This window comes from Neobacillus sp. YIM B06451, assembly GCF_032667185.1.
In the GTDB taxonomy this organism is placed as follows: Bacteria; Bacillota; Bacilli; order Bacillales; family Cytobacillaceae; genus Bacillus_D.
In genome coordinates this window covers 61,282-77,873 of sequence record NZ_JAVFKJ010000002.1, presented here as the reverse complement: position 1 = coordinate 77,873, position 16,592 = coordinate 61,282, and the positions used below count along the sequence as shown (strand labels likewise).

Genomic DNA, 16,592 nt, shown 5'->3' with positions numbered 1-16,592 from the left:
GGTTTTTTACAAAAAGCCAGCCTCCACTGTAAGTGTGAAGGCTAATTTTACAATTCAATTGAAGTTATTATAGGAATTGATTCTCCAAACAGGCTGCTCGATCGTTTGTATGTAGTAACCTAACAACTCGGTTACATGGCCTTTAGCCCACTTTAAATCCTTTGGCGATAGCCAGGCATATTCTTCTTGTTCATAAACGGCTTCTTGTATAAAAGCCAAGTAATACTGGCAGTTGGGATAGCTGGATGTTTTAATATAGTTTTTTACCTTTTCAATGTCTTCTTTAAAAGGGCCGTCATTCCAATGATTCTTAAACTTCATTTCCACAATTGCGAGGATATCAATAATAGAATCCTGAAGATGATTATGTTGTCTAGGATTGTCATCAAGTTTTACGATAGCCAAATCAGCTCGAATCCCGTCCATATAGAATTCCGTATAAATTCGGATGTTATTTTCTAATAAAAATTGATCTGACAGTTTATTTCTAAGATGATGATAAAAGGCATTTTTCAGACTATCCTCTTTCAATAAACTAAAATTACAATAGTCCGAATAGAGTTCTAGAGACCATATCTCCTTGATAGCTTGATCAATGATTTTGGAAATTTCAATGGCGCTATACTGCTTAGTTTGCATTCAGGCAACTCCCATTTTCAAGTTGAACTCAAAGGGCCAGCCTCCACGTTGATGTGAAGGCTGGTTTTGGTTTTCACTTACAGTTTACAGAGCAGGGGGTTCCATGCCGAATTCCTGCCATTCCTCGCGGGAAGGGCCGTAGACGCCTGGGACGAGGAGGCCGGCCTGGCGCATGAGGATGGTCATTTGCCCGCGGTGGTGGATTTGGTGGCTGTTCAAAATGGAAAGAGTCAGTCCGTTTGGCCATTGTTCCCCGTACATATCTTTAACTTCTTTTAATGTTTCGTCAGTCCATTGTTCCTGGAGTGCCGCAACCATGGCGCTGCTTGCCTGGCGGTAGCCGTCTGCGATTTCCTTTGCGGTTGAAGGTACCTTGCTTTCGTGCTCAGGAGCTTCGAAATCAAGGCCGGTGCGGGACATCATTTCGTGCACGGACGTAACGATGTGCCAGGCGAGCTGGCCGAGCGTCCTGTGGTCCTGTGCGACTTGCTGGTTCAGCGATTCATCCGTGAGTGCGTCCATGATTTTTTGCGTTGACTGGCCTTCGTGCTGCCATGTTTGGATGAAGCCTTGAATTGTTGTGAACATATGTATTCCTCCTTGTTTTTGGTTTCCTCTTTATTGTTCGCCTCCTAGAGGGAGAATTCCTTTGATAGAAAAGCGGAACTTTTGTCGAAGGTGATAGTAGGGGACAAATCTAATACTTCACTGTTTTGTTCCAAAATATTTATTGATGTCAATGCTGCTGTTGATGTAGTATTCCTCAGTTAATACGTTGCCTGTATCGATAAAGAGGCCCAATGCCAGTTTTTCCTCGTTTTTTTCGAAAAGAAGCATGCCATCCGGTCCTTTTTCAAACTCTATTTCTTGAGCATTTTTTCTATTGCCCTCATTAATTAAATCAGATAGTTCTTTAATTTTCTTTTTATCCGCAAGGGTGGCGATTTTTTCGTGTTTATTATCGGCAGTTATTTTATATAAGGTGACACGGTCGTACTCCTGTTCAACTATTTTTGGATCAGAGCATGAAGCGAGCAACGACCCGGCTAAAAGAATAAGAGCTAAAAGGAACAGGGGTTTTTTCAAAGAGGCTTCCTCCTTTCATCATCCTTCTAAAAACTACTGACGAAACCAATAAAGAATTGGTTTCGCCAGCAAATCGCAAAGTTAATAATTAATTGAATTTTGTCTTAAGCAATTTTTGGCGTAGGAGGAATAACCGTTTGCAATCCAATCGTTCCACCATCCTTTGAGAGTATCATTTACCGTATAATACATAGCTTTATAGATGGAACTAAAGGAATAGGAATACGTATCATAGCCGTCATTCACACTATCGTACACATCCCAGAGTGCTCCTGCCACCCGCCCTTCGCAATCATCTCCGGTAGGATAGGTCGATGTGTTTTCGGCATTCCACGTCGATCCGTCTGTATAGGTATAGACTGAGCTATTGTTCATATAAAGCGATAAGAAATGCGCCCAGCCTTCCGTCCATGCGCAGCCAGGTTCCGACTCTCCGCTGTTCCAATGCCCGGATGAACAGTCTCTAGGCGGATAATCCCCGCCATAAAGATTGTACATATAATTATGGCCCAATTCATGGATGGTTGTGTTTTTACTGTTAGCCGATCGGTCATTCAAGTATATTTTCCCGCCTAATTTATAATGCGCGGAATGAGTGGAACCCGAATACCAAACGATGGTTGAAGTACCTGGAGCCTTATAATCATCCAATCTACCTTCTGTCCTTGTTAAATCGTCGAAAACCCAGAAGGCTCGGCCAACTTCATTTCCAGAAGAGCCATTTGGCACGTACACGCTTCCTGGATTATTGCTGCCGTTTGAAACCGACAGCCATTGTGCATACGATAAAAAGTTGCCGCCGCTGCTATTTTCAACCTTGCCAGCATTTTGGGAAATAGAATAGATTCTTAGTTCCCACAAATTGGCGTTAGATTGATAGGTGAAGGGAATCGAATAATACCCGGTGCTATCCGTGTAATCCGTTCCTGCCACACGCCAAATATAATATTGATCCCGGTATCTCAGTTCCGCTTTTCCGTATTTTACTCCCGTGGCAGTCCCACTGCGGTTATACATTTTCCAATATCCGCTGAAGGAGGCTGTCGAAGCCGTTGTGGCATCCTCCCCTTTTACAATTGGGGAAGGTTCAACTATATCTATTTGTGAGGTTTCTTTAGGTGCCGGTTCTTCCGTAATATCTGTTGAAGGTTCAGTGGTTGTATCTGCTGAGGAATCCGAGGTGGTATCTGTTGAAGGTTCGGTGGTGGTGTCTGATACGGGTTCATCCATTGCGTGTGTAGAAGAATCATCAGTTAAGCTCGCGCTCTCAAACGAGCCATAATTGGGAGAATCCAAGGCTTCGATTACAGCCGGTTCGCCAGTTTCGCTGACAGCCGGCACGTAGTCTTTCATTTCCTGTTCCCAACCCTCGATAACTCCATCGTTCTTTATGGTAAAAGCAAAGACGGTGTTGCCGCCGAATTGGGAAGATTCATCGAACTTTGATTCTGCCTGGAGAATAAGCTTATACTGGCCAATTTCTAAATTCTTAATTTTAAAATCTTGTTCTTCCTTATCTTTCAATTTCAGTTTTTTACTGAAAATATCTTCTTTTTTCCCTTTCTTAAAAGAATCTCGTGATTCATTCATTTTCTCGAGTTCGAAGTATAACTTAACATCATTCGTTGCGGCCTTATTCAGAATTGAATAAGTGAAAGTGATATCCCACAACCCTTTTTTCGATTCGGCATTTTTGATTTTTGTTGTGACCTCGATGGGGGTTTCATCTTCTGATTTAAATGTGGAAACAACCTTTTGTTCCATTTGCGAGCCAGTCTCAACAAACCCCAGCCACATGTTTAAAAACAGAAACAAACTAAGTAATCCTTTCATTCACCCTGCTCCTTTTCGATTTTTCTTTTTTAAAAAAATGGGACAACCCGAGTGAAAGCCTCCTTTCTAATTAGGGATAAGAAATAATTCCGCTTTTTTCTTTGTTTTCCTACTGATTTTTTGGCAAAAACAATTTTCCCAACTTCTAAAATACGAACAGTGCCTGTCACCACCCGAATTATGTCGAAAAGCGAACAGTGCCTGTCACCACCCGAAAAATCTTGTTTCACAGGACGTTTCACGGGGAAGCAGTAGGCGGGTTAAGAAAGAGACGTTCTTTTGTTCTTTACTGTTTATTGATTTTTATAAAAAAGGAGCTGCTCCATTGGATTTTTTTACGAAAAATCTGGGGAAGCTTTTTTTGATAAAAACGTTTTTGTTGGAAGGATTCTGAAAATATTTAGGAAATATATTATGTAATGGAATTTAAAAAAAGCGCATGGGGTGTTTGAATGTTTATTAGCAAAAGGATATTATATCTGTATTTTTCTTTAGCGGCGCTTTTGGTTTTGGCCATGATCGTGGCGGGCAATCCCGCATTCAGTAAAGATGAAGAAATCAAGCTAGAGTTTGCAGACAATTTCATCAGCTATGTAATCGATGATGAAAATGGTGCAGAATTGAACTTTATTGCTGTCCAGGATGTATGGAATAAGAATGTAGACTTAGGAAACTTGATAACCTCAGTCCGGTTTGAGAATCCGAATATTGAGGTGGTAGACTTCAAAGTGGATTCCGGGATGATCCACCAGGGCTATAAATTGGTTAATTTCCGGGTGACGGCGCGGGTTTTAAGCGGCGAACTTGAGAGGGAAAATAAACTAAAGATTTGGTTCGGCGATGAGAAGACGGCTATATACAGATTTGGGGAATTGGTCGTCCAAAACGGGGCTGGCTTTGAGAAGGGGCATTTTGAACCAGCCGATAGTTTTACGGCAGCAGTTCCGTCGTCAGGGTTGGATATGCGAATTAAAAATGTATCCGGTCAGGAAGCAGACGGATTGGAAATTGAAGATTTATCAGGTGATATTTCGTATCAATTTGAGGATGAGCTTAAAATTCGTCCGCGTGAAGTTGGGCATATTGAGGTTGATGGCTTCGGAGAGACGGAATACGACTTTGCGATGATTACGCCGATTTTTTCGTACAGCTTGGCAGGGGAGGAATACCGCTATAACATGCCTGGCTTGCTTTATGGAATGACGCTCTCGTATGAGGACAAAATTGAGAGGATAATAGAATAGAGTGGAGGCCTACGATGAGTGCTTTAGTCGCGGGCCTTTTTTGATGCAATTCACTGTCACCACCCGAATTTTCTTGTTTCACGGGTTGTTTCACAGAGTGGCAGGGTTGCAATCAGGGCTACTTTCGTAATAAGCAAGTTTTGGTAGAGGGGAGGAAACAATGAGATAGTACACCCCCTACCTTTAAGAAAAACAAAAAAATCGAAACAGGAGAAAACTCCATGCTTCGACTCGGATGACAATAAGGTAAAGGGGGAGATACTTCCCCTGTTTCTATTACTATTTTATTGCGCTTGCGCTCGTGGCATGTAGAGATAGACGACTAGGCTATCGCCGGATACGAATGTTTTGATGTGTGAGGTTGAGTATCCTGTATCGGGTATCCATATCGCGTAGTCGAGGTATTTCATGCTTGACCAGGCAATGTCATCTCCCCAGACGACGGCAATGCTTTTTTTGAACATATTATAGTAGTGGCCGTTCCAATTGTCCGATCTTAGCTGCCAATACGTTCCGCGGTTCAATAGGCCGATTGACATGCCGCCATAGGTGTAAACTGCTGTTGTGTCAGAGTTGAATTTAAAGCCCATCTTTTGAAAGTCCCGCTTGTATTTGTCCATGTTGGGAGGTAGCTGGTTTTCTCCGGTTTGAAGCTTGTGCAACAACAGCAGGCGGATATTTGTATCTGCGACTTTTTTGATTTTTTCCTCGACGGGAGCTTGTAGTTCGGGAGTCCGCCTTTCCACGGCGATTGTCCTGAATTGATCGATCGCCATTTTTGCTGTGATCGTGTTACTTGCCGCATTGCGCGCGCTTTCGGCAGGAAGCTTGTACTCCTTCAGGATGGCTTCCCTCGTTGTGCTTCCATAAACTTTGTAAAGCTGGTTGGCAGTATGTTTGATTCTGTATGTTAGGTCATGATACGCCTTTTCGGTTTCATCAGTAGACGGATTGGCGTTATAGGAGCTTGTGAACAGATCCGCCTGTGCCTTTAATTTTTTGCCGGAGCTGATGGCGTCAATGTATGCGATGGCACGGGTATAATGAATCTCCGCCTGGTCACGGAGTTTGGCTTCGAGTTGGGTTTTTTGGGCCGTAGGTAACGTGCTGAACTCGGATTTAGCCTTTAGGATATTGTCTTTAGTAGCGTTAAAAACCCTCATATCCGGGTAGGAGACGTCCTTTTTGTATTCAATGGAAATTTGCCATTTAAGCGCGCCAGCCCAGTAAATTGCCTGGTTGACGTATTTTTCCGCATTCGAAGTGGCAGCTTCCGTTTTCACGGTGTAGATGGGTGAAAGAATAATTGTCCCCGTAAGGACGGCTGCAATCGCCAAGTTTGCTAGTTTCTTCATAATTCCTCCAAAGTTTTTAAAAGTATCCTTAAAATTCCTGTAACATTACTATCCTATTAAAATTAGGTGCACTTTTCCATGTAGAGAATGTGGAAGTTGAGGTAAAAATAGGAAGGGGGTAGATGCGAACAGTGCCTGTCACTCCACGAATTTTATTGTTCCACGGGATGTTTCACAGACGAAAAATGCGAACAGTGCCTGGCACCACCCGAAAAATCTTGTTCCACAGGGTGTTTCACATTAGTTTCGAGGAGAGCCACGTTGTATGCGGCTTTTTTTTGTGTTGAGGGATGAAGGAGAGGCGGTAGAGCGGTTCTGCGGGTTTGTTTTTAAGAGGAGTTGGCCATACTCTTGTTTCTACTTTTGGGTAAGGAGAAAAGGCCGCTTAATCATCCTTTAGAACTATTTTGTATGAAAATCCATCCGTTTTAGTATCCGCTGTTTGCTAGAATTGGTGGGATTTGTTTATTTTTTAGGTCTTTTGTTGTAATATTTAGACAGGTTACACAAAAAATGTGGTTTTGGGGGATGACCGATTGAATTAAATAAAAGGTATCATTCTCCCCTTGTAGGCAAATTCGGTACCCTGTTCCATATTTGGTGTTCTGAATATTCTGCGAACGATGATTTTAAATAGACCAGGAAGGAGAATGAGATGCGACGTCCGATATTAAATACAAATGTAAATCAAAAGGTAAATTTAAGTGTTGAGCCCCAGCAAGTATCAAGAACCACTGTTGTATTGGAAGGCATGGCGCTTGAAAAACGATTAAGGCAAAAACGTTCAACTGCGTATATTAGTAAACTAACAAAACTGGATGCTGGCGGTGTTACCTGCAGTCACGCAAAGATTGAGGAGTTAAAGAATGCCATCCAAGCTGAATTTCCTGATTTAAATCCTTATCAGTATCCACTGGGCATTATTTCAAAGTGTTATCTTGGCGATCCCTATGAGGTTCATACCTTAGATATTAAATTAGACATTGTCCAGCATTATAAAAAAGGAGACGGCCTTCCCAATCAATTGGATAGAGGAAGGGGATTGGCCTTGCATCCGGGTTACGAATTTATTGAAGTATATAATGACACACTGCGTGCCGTTACTTTAAATGGCGATGTAGCTGTGATAAAGGGATGATATTTAATGTCAGAAAGAATAATACATACGGCCGACTTAAGCAGAATTGAGGGAAGCCTCAGGAATTTAGCAGATGGTGTTAATTATGTATCTAATCAAGTGGATGCTGTAACAAATGAAGTTATGGACACCAGATCTGATTTGGAAGCATTAATTCAGGAGTTTAAAGATTTTGTTCAAAAAGACCAGTTAGAAAAAAATGTCCAGCTTGCGGAAACTCGGATTGTAAAAGTCCGCCAGGAACTAGAAACAAACTTTGGCCATTACGGGGAGGTTCGCCGCCGAGTAACAGGCATTCTCCAGGCCGTTGACGTCAGTCTTGTCAAAAAGGAAACAATTGAAAACACAACCGAAGAGCATATGCTGGCATCACCTCGATACTGGCTGGCTCCATGTTTAATTGCTCTGTCAGCGTGGTTGAACGACAACAAGGAATTGGCTGATAAAGCTATGCTCGAAGCCCTTCGACGGGATGATGAAAAAACCTCCTTATTCTTTGCATTGGTCACACGTCGTGGTGCTAGATATAAGGCTAGCAGAGAATGGCTGGATCGCTACTTTGGGCTCCAGGATCCCCATAATCTTGAAAGAGAGATTGTAATATTAATAGATGGCTTTTCCAATGGAATATTTGGTCCGGATGCAAGGATAAAATGCGGAAAGCAAATTGAAGTGTGGATTGAGGAATTATCTCAAAAGGTGGGTTTTGTTGAGGAACAACATGCACAGTGGAAAATTGCTTTGGAATCCAAAATTAAAAAATTGAGTGATGACTCTTATCCTTACTTAAAGGAATACAGCCCAACTTGGCCAAAATTGAATAAGAGCCTTGAGGGTGCAAAACTGCATAAAATTATCCATAACTATTTCGATGATATTTTTACCAAAGAAATAACTCCGGCAAAAAATATAGCCTATGCAGTGGATGCTCTGCTTGACACGCTTGTATCGAAATTTGATGATGAAGAGCTTCCGCTTCGGAGGGATGAGCGTCTCTTATCTTTGATCATTCAGGAGAATGGAGACCGTAATTCCGCACAGCAACTATTTGATAATGAAAAAACTCTCGAGGAAAGGGTTTCCTTCACTCAGCTTCTAACCAATTTTGCAATGCATCCGTCGGTTTCCAATGCTTCATTGGCTACCCAAAAGCTTGCTATTTCATTATCTAAAGAGTGGATTAGACAAGCCCATGATGATATAACAGCTGAAAATCGTTCAGAGGTTCCGGTAGAGGTTGAATTTGCAATTGACCAATGGAGGGGAGTTTCGCGTGATGGGTCAAATGAAGCGGAATTGGTCCAGGCGCTTGAAAAGCATATTGAATATCGTAAAAATGATGCGATTGCAAAAGTAAAATTATCATTTATGCACTGGGCTTCACTTGTTGCGGGCATTCTTTTTGCCTATATGGGATTCAGCACCCCGTTTTTGTTTGTCGTTGCCTTGCTTTGTGGCAGTTACTTCTATTTTGGGAAGAGGAACCTCCAAAAACGGAAGGATTTAATTGCCGAGGAATTCGCTACTCTTTTGGCACACTGCAAGCAAGTACTCCGTGCATGCCTAGCAGAAATAGTGGATTGGCGAAACGAATATGCTGAGGAAGATCAAAATGCTTCCCTGGTAACAAATTTACTGGAATCGATTACCCCGGAACAGTATGCATTCTCTAGTCATGATACGGCTCGTATTGTGGTGAATTAAGGAGGACAAAAATGAACACCCAGGTTAATGAGTCAAATTTGTTAAACCGGAACAAACCAAAAGAGAATATGGAAACTGCTTTTACACGGGTATTGCAAGAGGTTGAAAAAGAAACGACAAACTCCGCACTGGCAACCCAATTTCCTGAATGGGATTTAAAACCTCCGGCCAATCTTGTGAAAAGAAGGAGTACAAAGCTTCTATGAGCATACCGACTACTTATGCAGAATGGATAGCCAGTTTTGATAACTTCAAAACAGGTACTCAGGATGAAGAAGTACTCACTTCAATGGAAAAAGGGAGTATCGAATGGACAAAAGGCGTTGCAGAGCGGTTAACACAACATCTTTTTGAGACGATTGAGTTCAGGCTAAAACATACAGCTAATCAATTGCAGAAAGAGTTGAATGCTTGCAGGGGTAACGAAACCGCCTTGGTAAAGGCAATTTTATCCGCGCGTAAACGCCTGGCTGTTTTAAAGCGGGTGGCACACCTGCCAGCTTTTCCCGACCATGTTAAAGAAGCCATGAATACTCTTCTTCATGATTATGCCAAAAGCACTCAGCAATCACTTGAGGATAGTGCATTGACTGATCGGACAGGACGGCTCCGAAGCCTGATTCGGCATAATCCTATTACAGAATTTGATAAAGTTGAAAATGTATTTGGGTCTTCTATTAGTACATCAAAACACAAAAATACTACTGTTGGAAACATCCCTATAGTGGGACAAAATCCGAGTAGAAGAAGGGTTATTCTGCCATGAATGATTTAAATAGTTGCTTACACACATTGGAGAGATATTTAAAGGCTCGCATTCCATTTATTTCGATAAGGACAGCTGAAAGGTCGAGGGCATTGGAAGTTGCGGCACAAATCGCCCATAAACTTACAATCCCTGTTTTTTATCATACAATTTCCCAGGGTACGAGAGATATTATATCTAATCGCCTTGTAAATGATGACCGTTCTGTCATGGGGGGTTTGGATTTTGCCAATCAGAAAATTGGCCAGCAGCAAAATGTAACAATTATTTTTACAGAAGTACAGGATATAGAGGACGATACACCAACTGCAAGACAATTTCAGGATTTGTCAATGATGGCGACTGAAACTGGTGGCAGCATTATTATTATCACAAATAAGCCGGTTTGGGGACCGTTGCAGCGCCTTGGGATGTCCATAACGTTGGCACCTCCGAACGAAGACGAGATGCTGAAAATCATCCAAGGGCAAATCTCTCCTTACAGAGGGGAAATACCTATTGAGTGGGGACCTGATGAGGAGAAGCAGGCCGCGGCCATATTAGCTGGCATTAGCCAAATTGAAGCAGAAAATGTAATCGCCACTTTGCTGGCAAATGGTTCAATCCAAAATAGCGACCTAAAAGAACTTATGCATGCGAAAGACCGAATTTTCGCTGATATATCCGGTATTGAAAGGGTTCAGGTTCGCGAAGATTATCAGGTAGGCGGCTTGGAAGGCATGAAGCGTTGGCTTAATGCAAATGAAAAACTGTTAACAGCCGATCTTAGGGAAAGAGGTATTCGGCCCCCTCGGGGAATTTTATTGGTCGGGGTTCCTGGCTGCGGAAAGTCGTTATCGGCAAAAGCTATCGCCTCCTTGTGGAATTTGCCTTTATATCGCCTGGATTTATCTACAATTCATGGCCAATATCTAGGCCAAAGTGAAGCAAGGCTTAAGGAAGCACTTGCTACAGCAGACCACGTATCCCCATGTGTCCTATGGATTGACGAAATAGAAAAAGGGTTGGCGGGCGCAACCGGTGGAGGGGATGGCGGAACCTCAACAAGAATGGTAGGCCAATTTTTATACTGGCTGCAGGAAAGTCTGGCACGTGTCTTTGTTGTCGCAACTGCGAATGATGTTTCAAAGCTGCCCCCTGAACTCTTACGAAGAGGACGTTTTGATGAGTTGTTTTTCGTCGATTTGCCTACCTCGAAGGAGAGGGAAGAAATTATCAGGATTTATATTAAAAAAGGGTTAAAACGTGAGATAACCCCAAGCCTTATGGAAAAACTGGTCCGTCTGTCCGATGGATTTGCCGGTGCGGATATTGAAGCTGCTGTAAGGGACGTGGTTAAACAGGCGGTTGTAATTGGTGATGACTCCATAAATGATCAAACCATTATTAACTTCTTTGAAAATGTTGTCCCACTTTCACAAACAAGCCCTGAACAAATCGATCAAATCAGGACTTGGGGAAGAGAACGTGCGGTTCCTGCAGGCAAACCATTTGATGACACCCCAGTTGATAACGAACAATACCCAAGGAAAAAAGGTCCCAGGACAGTGCTTGTATAGTTTTTTTGCGAACAGTGCCTGTCACCCCTCGAAAAATCTTGTTTCACGGATTGTTTCACAGGTGAAAAATGCGAACAGTGCCTGTCACCACCCGAATTTTCTTGTTTCATAGAGTGTTTCACATTAAATCGAGGAAAGTCGTGTTTTTTAGCGACTTCTTTTTCGTTAATGATGAGGGAACGGAACCAGTGCTTCGATTTTCAAGTAACGGCCCGCCCCCTTTTTTTGTTTTCTAAAGCAGGTAAGGCAAGTGATGCGTCCCCTGCTTCAGGCTTCAATGAGGCGGGGAATAAATCTACTGCCTCACTGCTCGACCAATATTTAATTTATGCCCCTTCGTCTATCACGATTTAATGGCTATCCCCGGTTTTTGAGCCAGATGGGGATGCGGATGGTTAACGTGATTAGGAGGGTGATGAGAACAAGGAGGGAGGATGCTTTTTCGGCGATTTCCTTTGCGTCGTCAACGAGTGCTTCCGACTGGATATACCAGAGGTGGACGGGCAGCGTCCCCCCTTGCGAGAACAAATTGAAGTCCCACATTTCTCCTGATGTGCCTGTGCCGCCGGCCATTAAAATGAGTGCGGATTCCCCGAAGGCTCTGCATGCGGCGAGGCTGATTCCGCTGATGATTCCGTTTAAGGCAGCGGGTATGACGACTTTGGCGATCGTTTGAAATTCGGTTGCCCCTAACGCAAAGGAGGCTTCGCGCAATTCGGGGCTGACAGCCTGAATTGCTTCCTCGGTCACGCGGGTGATGACGGGGAGGTTCAAAAGCGACAGGGTGACTCCCGCACCAAGGATGGTAAGGCCGATGTCAAAAACATCAATGAACAGGACGTAGCCGAAAAGGCCAAAGACAATGGACGGAACCGATGCCAGGTTCTCGACACAGGTGCGGATCCATCCCGTGAAACGGTTGTCCGGCGCGAATTCGGCTAAATAAACACCCGATCCAACTCCAACCGGAATCGAGATGGCCAATGAAATGAACAGGACATACGCTGAGTTGTACAAAAACGGGCCGATGCCGCCGCCTGCTTCAATTTCGCTTGGCAGGCCGATGAGGAAGCCTGGCGTTATTTTCGGCAATCCTTTTGCTAAAATATAGACGAGCAAGCCGATTATAAGAATGAACACTAGAGTTGTGATTGTCCATAATCCAACCGTGAACAAAGAATTTGCAAATGTGTTCGCTTTTTTGAGTTTGTACCGTGAACTGGCTGCCATGTTTTATACCCCTTTTGTCCGTAGCTTTCGGACAAGCACGATTAGTAGATTTGAAATAATCAGCAGCATGAAGGCCATCATGTAAAGCGCGTAGTTCCAGGTGGAATCAAATTCGACGTCGATGATCTGGTTAACGATATTGCTTGTCAGCACCGCGGTTGGCGTCAACAAATCAGTCGCCAGTTGCGGCGTGTTGCCGATGACCATGACAACCGCCATCGTTTCGCCAATCGACCGTGCCATGCCGAGGATGATTCCTGTAAAAATGCCGGGTGCCGCCGCCGGGAGGACAACTTTAACCGTGGTCTGCATCCTTGTGGCGCCAAGAGCGTAGCTTGCTTCCCGCAGTTCAAAGGGAACCGCCGAGATGGCATCATCACTGATCCTTGAAATGGTTGGCAGCACCATAATATTCAACACCAATGCCGCGGCCAATAACCCGTCGCCCATTGTCGAGCCTGTGAAATCCCTTAAAAGGGGGATCAGGATGGTCAATCCTAAATAGCCGTAGACAATCGAAGGGATGCCGACGAGCAAATCCTGGATCGGACGCAAAAATCCTTTCAGCCAGGCAGGGGCAATTTCAGCGGTGAAAATCGCGACCGCGATGGAAATCGGCGCCGCGAACAGCAATGTCAACCCGGTTAGTTCAAGCGTCCCCAAAATGAAGGCACCCGCCCCGAATTTTCCGTCATAAGGCTCCCAAACCGTTGAAAAAAAGAATTCCGTAAAGGAAACGTCCTTGAAAACAAGCAGCCCCGTGCGGCCGATAAATACAATGATCGATAAAAGGACAAGACCCAATAAAAGGACGCTGAATAAGCAAAAAAGCTTAAACAGTTTATTTTTAAAAAGGGTCATTACCTTGATTCCTTTATTTGCCTTCCTGGGTGCCAGGTAGGGGATGTTTAATTCATGTTCGATTTTTGACATGGTCTCCTCCAGTAAACTAACATAATGCCAGCCGTGTGAATGGCTGGCATCTCGTTCGAACAAATTACTTCATTTGGCTGATTGGGATGAATTTCAATTTTTTCAACGAACCGTTTTGGAATTTGCTGCTTTGCATATAGGCAATGAATTTGGCGTTGGCTCCCGTTGGCTTTCCTTTTGTGACGAGATAGCCATAGCCCCAAACCTTGTATTTTCCTTTAATGACATTGTCGGTTGTCGCGGCTACGCCGTTAAAGCTGACGGACTTGATATCCCCTTTTACATAGGCGAGGTCTACATAGCCAATTGCGTTCGGGTTCGTTCCGACAGCGGAAACCATTTCCCCGCTTTTGCCAACTTCCTTATAGTTATCGCCTTTCGTCATGAACTCCTTGCCGTCGAGCGCCTTCATCTGGTAATTTACACGCGTCCCGGAGCCGTGCTTGCGGTTTACAACGACAATTTCGGCATCTTTGCCGCCAACTTCTTTCCAGTTCTTGATTTTACCGGCATAAATGTCCTGCAGTTGTTTGGTAGTCAGATTTTTAACCGGATTTTCTTTGTTCACGATTGTGGCGAAGGGAATAACGGCGATTTTATGGGCCACCAAGCCGGAAAATGCCTTGAAACCTGGAACGGCCTCAGTCGGATCCCAGTCAATCGCGCCAATCGTTGCGGAGCCTTTCAATACGGATTGCGGTCCGGCGATCGAAGACGATCCGGAGACCGTGACGGATACTTTCGGATCAATTTTCTTATATTCCTTTGCAGCCTGCTGTGTCAGTGGGAGAAGGGCTGTTGAACCGGCGATGACGACCTTATTGGCGGAAGCTGCGGAAGCCTCTCCTCCGAATGTGAACCCGATGGCCGCAACGAATGCTGTGGCTGAGATTGCTAGACGTTTGATTAGTTTCATTTAAATCGCTCCTTTTTATGGTGGCCAGGGCAGCCTGCGGAAAAATTTCGGCGTGCCGGGGCCAGCTTTGTTTGTAGGCCAGGCAGCCTGCGGAAGGTTTACGGCGTGCCTGTGCCCAATTTTGTGGGTGGTTCAGGACATCTTCGGAAGATTTGCGATGTGCCTTGGCCAATTTTTCAATAAACGTGGGTTACTTCGTCAGAGCTTCAAACGCTCCATTTTTGTAAAAAAGGACTTTATCGCCGCTCTCTCCTGGTGTGGTGGCGACGATTGATTTTCCATCACTAGACACGTTGAAAGACGTAAGCTCCAGTTTTGTTTCGAGAATTTTTGTTGCTTTTTTCGATTCTGGGTTTACTTCATAGATGGTTGTGAGTTTTTCTTTTGCTAAGATAAAGATTTGGCCCTGGGCAGTCACCGTGATGGCAAGAATGTCTTTGTTTGCCACAAGATCCTCGGTTTTTTTGCCATCGGCGCTGAGCATTTTTAACATTGGAAGGCTGTCGCTTTCGGGATCGGCGCTCAGGTACACGATATTACCGTTTGAAAGGAAAGCGGGATAGACCTTGTTGTCGGTCGAATTTGTGATGGCTGCGGCCTCTTTCTTTTCTGCGGTAAGGGTAATAAGATAGATTTGCTCCTCGGTGCCGGTGATGTCGATGTCGATGACTTCGGAATTATCGCCTTCGGAAACTTTTGTGCTGCCTTCTTTTCCAACTGTGTAAAGCAGTTTTGTTCCGTCGATTGATAGGCGCAGATTTGATTTATAGCTAAGCTTGTCTTTGAATATTTCCGTAATTACCCCGGTCGAGATGTTGATATAGGAAACCGCATCACTTTTCTCGCCCTGAATGAAGTAAGCGCCTTTGCCATCCTTTGCCCAAACAAATTCGACCTTGACGGAGTCATCGTCACCATTAATGGTGGTTACTTTTTTTGCGGTTAGATCGGCGAGATGGACGGCCCCGGTTTCATCCGAGAAGATTGAGAGCTTGCCGTTCGGGGAAACAGTGAGTTCCGTTCCATTGATTGTGAAAAGCTCCTTTTTGCTAGGGATGTGCAACAGTGCTGAATGGCTTTCTTCTTCGGTTTCAGATGTAACGAGAATTGTCGTGTTGTCCACCCACTGCGGGTTGAATGTGTCTCCGCTTGGCAAGCCGGCGGTGGAGACGAATACTCCTGTTTTTGTCGGCACAATGTCGCCGCCAAGGGAAGTGACGATATCGGAAAGGTCAGCATAGACAACGCCTTTTACTAGGATTGGATTTTGCTTTACTTTTCCGGCTTTGTTATTCACTGTAATCGTATTTTGGTAAAGTTTTAGTTTAATGGTTCTGTTGGCTTTTGTAATTTTTACGTCTTTATTCGTTACGCTTGCCGTTGCATTGAATAATTTTGAGATATCCTGGACGGAATGCAGCTGTTTGCCGTTTACGGTTAGGGTGGCGACTTTTTTGTCGCTGCCATCGACCGTTAGTGTTTTTGCTTCTGTTTTAAAAGAGCTGGAAGTTGAAATCAGCAGGTTTTTCTCCACTAATACATCTCCGCCCAACGCCCGGATGAAAGAAACGGGCTCGACAAATAAAGTGGCTCCAATCACAGCAGGGGCGGCTACGAGCTTTGTCTGTTTGCCATTAACCGCGGCTGTTGCTGAATTTGCTTTGTACTCGATTTTTTTGAGCTGGTTGCCCACTTTTTTCGAAACGGTGTAAACTTTTGTTTTCGTGTTGTAGGCAATGGCGGCCGACATGGAAGTGGCCAGCTGCTTGCTTGAATAAAGCTTTTTGTTGTTTACGGCACTGGTTCCAACTACTTTTTCCTGGCCATTCACTACCACGATTTCATTTTTTACACTTGCTTTGACTTCTTGCTTTGCAGTAGCGGCAAAGGCTTCATTCGTGGCGATGGGCGCGAACAGGCTCCCGGATACAACCGCTGCCGCAATGGCCAAATTCGAAAATTGACGTCTCATTTCCAACCTCCATTAGTTATGTAATAAGAACTAGTACCTTCTCAGGAGTGATATCCCAAAAGAAGGAAACAAATCCATTATATTCCCCGAATGTTAATAGCGTTTTAGAATTATGTAAATTTTGTAAATTGCGCGTAGAACCCTCGTAAAGAAAAACTAACAAAAACCTCACCAAAAGCTGGCGTTGTTTGTAAGAGTAAGCAATGCCTCCGAAAAT

General features: G+C 44.0%; 15 protein-coding genes. 6 read left to right on the top strand and 9 right to left on the bottom strand.

Annotated elements, in window-relative coordinates:
- Window positions 1–54: 54 nt before the first annotated feature.
- The 4 genes from RB160_RS04950 to RB160_RS04935 all read right to left on the bottom strand — a co-directional run bounded on the left by RB160_RS04950 (window position 55) and on the right by RB160_RS04935 (window position 3,558).
- A complete protein-coding gene (locus tag RB160_RS04950) occupies window positions 55–639 on the bottom strand; it encodes a hypothetical protein (protein ID WP_316569126.1) in 585 nt (194 codons plus the stop codon).
- Between the two features lie 84 nt (window positions 640–723).
- Complete coding sequence (locus tag RB160_RS04945; protein WP_316569125.1) at window positions 724–1,227, bottom strand: DinB family protein; 504 nt, start codon at window positions 1,225–1,227, stop codon at window positions 724–726.
- 117 nt (window positions 1,228–1,344) lie between these two features.
- Entirely contained in the window at window positions 1,345–1,725 is a 381-nt protein-coding gene (locus RB160_RS04940; RefSeq protein WP_316569124.1) for a hypothetical protein, read from the bottom strand.
- An 81-nt stretch (window positions 1,726–1,806) separates the two neighbouring features.
- Entirely contained in the window at window positions 1,807–3,558 is a 1,752-nt protein-coding gene (locus tag RB160_RS04935; RefSeq protein ID WP_316569123.1) for a hypothetical protein, read from the bottom strand.
- Window positions 3,559–4,010: 452 nt separating this feature from the next.
- On the opposite strand from RB160_RS04935, the gene RB160_RS04930 reads away from it, so the two are divergent.
- Window positions 4,011–4,802: a hypothetical protein gene (locus RB160_RS04930; protein ID WP_316569122.1), complete on the top strand. Its 792-nt coding sequence runs from the start codon at window positions 4,011–4,013 to the stop codon at window positions 4,800–4,802.
- Between the two features lie 284 nt (window positions 4,803–5,086).
- Here RB160_RS04930 and RB160_RS04925 read toward each other — a convergent pair whose 3' ends face one another.
- Window positions 5,087–6,157: a hypothetical protein gene (locus RB160_RS04925; protein WP_316569121.1), complete on the bottom strand. Its 1,071-nt coding sequence runs from the start codon at window positions 6,155–6,157 to the stop codon at window positions 5,087–5,089.
- Between the two features lie 655 nt (window positions 6,158–6,812).
- Between RB160_RS04925 and RB160_RS04920 the strand changes: the two genes are divergently transcribed.
- Genes RB160_RS04920 through RB160_RS04900 form a run of 5 tightly spaced genes read left to right on the top strand, consistent with a single transcriptional unit; the run spans window position 6,813 to window position 11,324 of the window.
- The gene (locus tag RB160_RS04920) at window positions 6,813–7,295 is read left to right on the top strand and encodes a hypothetical protein (RefSeq protein WP_316569120.1); all 483 of its coding nucleotides are present in this window, start codon (window positions 6,813–6,815) and stop codon (window positions 7,293–7,295) included.
- A 6-nt stretch (window positions 7,296–7,301) separates the two neighbouring features.
- Complete coding sequence (locus tag RB160_RS04915; protein ID WP_316569119.1) at window positions 7,302–8,999, top strand: hypothetical protein; 1,698 nt, start codon at window positions 7,302–7,304, stop codon at window positions 8,997–8,999.
- An 11-nt stretch (window positions 9,000–9,010) separates the two neighbouring features.
- Window positions 9,011–9,205 carry a hypothetical protein gene (locus tag RB160_RS04910; RefSeq protein WP_316569118.1) on the top strand — a complete coding sequence of 65 codons (195 nt, stop codon included), beginning with the start codon at window positions 9,011–9,013 and terminating at the stop codon, window positions 9,203–9,205.
- Window positions 9,202–9,765 carry a hypothetical protein gene (locus RB160_RS04905; RefSeq protein ID WP_316569117.1) on the top strand — a complete coding sequence of 188 codons (564 nt, stop codon included), beginning with the start codon at window positions 9,202–9,204 and terminating at the stop codon, window positions 9,763–9,765. Before RB160_RS04910 ends, RB160_RS04905 begins: the two co-directional genes overlap by 4 nt.
- Window positions 9,762–11,324, top strand: a complete 1,563-nt coding sequence (locus RB160_RS04900; protein ID WP_316569116.1) for an AAA family ATPase — start codon at window positions 9,762–9,764, stop codon at window positions 11,322–11,324. The genes RB160_RS04905 and RB160_RS04900 overlap by 4 nt, the downstream gene beginning before the upstream one ends.
- Window positions 11,325–11,681: 357 nt before the next feature.
- Here the strand turns inward: RB160_RS04900 and pstA are convergent, their stop codons facing one another.
- The 4 genes from pstA to RB160_RS04880 all read right to left on the bottom strand — a co-directional run bounded on the left by pstA (window position 11,682) and on the right by RB160_RS04880 (window position 16,375).
- Window positions 11,682–12,554, bottom strand: coding sequence for a phosphate ABC transporter permease PstA (gene pstA / locus RB160_RS04895; protein WP_316569115.1), 873 nt, complete (start codon window positions 12,552–12,554; stop codon window positions 11,682–11,684).
- A gap of 3 nt (window positions 12,555–12,557) precedes the next feature.
- Window positions 12,558–13,487 (bottom strand): phosphate ABC transporter permease subunit PstC, encoded by a 930-nt coding sequence (gene pstC / locus RB160_RS04890; protein ID WP_316569114.1) that lies wholly within the window; start codon window positions 13,485–13,487, stop codon window positions 12,558–12,560.
- Window positions 13,488–13,551: 64 nt separating this feature from the next.
- Complete coding sequence (locus RB160_RS04885; protein ID WP_316569113.1) at window positions 13,552–14,403, bottom strand: phosphate ABC transporter substrate-binding protein; 852 nt, start codon at window positions 14,401–14,403, stop codon at window positions 13,552–13,554.
- A 190-nt stretch (window positions 14,404–14,593) separates the two neighbouring features.
- Entirely contained in the window at window positions 14,594–16,375 is a 1,782-nt protein-coding gene (locus RB160_RS04880; RefSeq protein WP_316569112.1) for a stalk domain-containing protein, read from the bottom strand.
- Window positions 16,376–16,592: the final 217 nt, after the last annotated feature.

Excerpts from the sequence above, each read along its gene's own strand:
- RB160_RS04950 (WP_316569126.1), bottom strand. The coding sequence starts at position 639 with ATGCAAACTAAGCAGTATAGCGCCATTGAAATTTCCAAAATCATTGAT.
- RB160_RS04945 (WP_316569125.1), bottom strand. The coding sequence starts at position 1,227 with ATGTTCACAACAATTCAAGGCTTCATCCAAACATGGCAGCACGAAGGC.
- RB160_RS04935 (WP_316569123.1), bottom strand. The coding sequence starts at position 3,558 with ATGAAAGGATTACTTAGTTTGTTTCTGTTTTTAAACATGTGGCTGGGG.
- RB160_RS04930 (WP_316569122.1), top strand. The coding sequence starts at position 4,011 with ATGTTTATTAGCAAAAGGATATTATATCTGTATTTTTCTTTAGCGGCG.
- RB160_RS04925 (WP_316569121.1), bottom strand. The coding sequence starts at position 6,157 with ATGAAGAAACTAGCAAACTTGGCGATTGCAGCCGTCCTTACGGGGACA.
- RB160_RS04920 (WP_316569120.1), top strand. The coding sequence starts at position 6,813 with ATGCGACGTCCGATATTAAATACAAATGTAAATCAAAAGGTAAATTTA.
- RB160_RS04915 (WP_316569119.1), top strand. The coding sequence starts at position 7,302 with ATGTCAGAAAGAATAATACATACGGCCGACTTAAGCAGAATTGAGGGA.
- RB160_RS04910 (WP_316569118.1), top strand. The coding sequence starts at position 9,011 with ATGAACACCCAGGTTAATGAGTCAAATTTGTTAAACCGGAACAAACCA.
- RB160_RS04905 (WP_316569117.1), top strand. The coding sequence starts at position 9,202 with ATGAGCATACCGACTACTTATGCAGAATGGATAGCCAGTTTTGATAAC.
- RB160_RS04900 (WP_316569116.1), top strand. The coding sequence starts at position 9,762 with ATGAATGATTTAAATAGTTGCTTACACACATTGGAGAGATATTTAAAG.
- pstA (WP_316569115.1), bottom strand. The coding sequence starts at position 12,554 with ATGGCAGCCAGTTCACGGTACAAACTCAAAAAAGCGAACACATTTGCA.
- pstC (WP_316569114.1), bottom strand. The coding sequence starts at position 13,487 with ATGTCAAAAATCGAACATGAATTAAACATCCCCTACCTGGCACCCAGG.
- RB160_RS04885 (WP_316569113.1), bottom strand. The coding sequence starts at position 14,403 with ATGAAACTAATCAAACGTCTAGCAATCTCAGCCACAGCATTCGTTGCG.
- RB160_RS04880 (WP_316569112.1), bottom strand. The coding sequence starts at position 16,375 with ATGAGACGTCAATTTTCGAATTTGGCCATTGCGGCAGCGGTTGTATCC.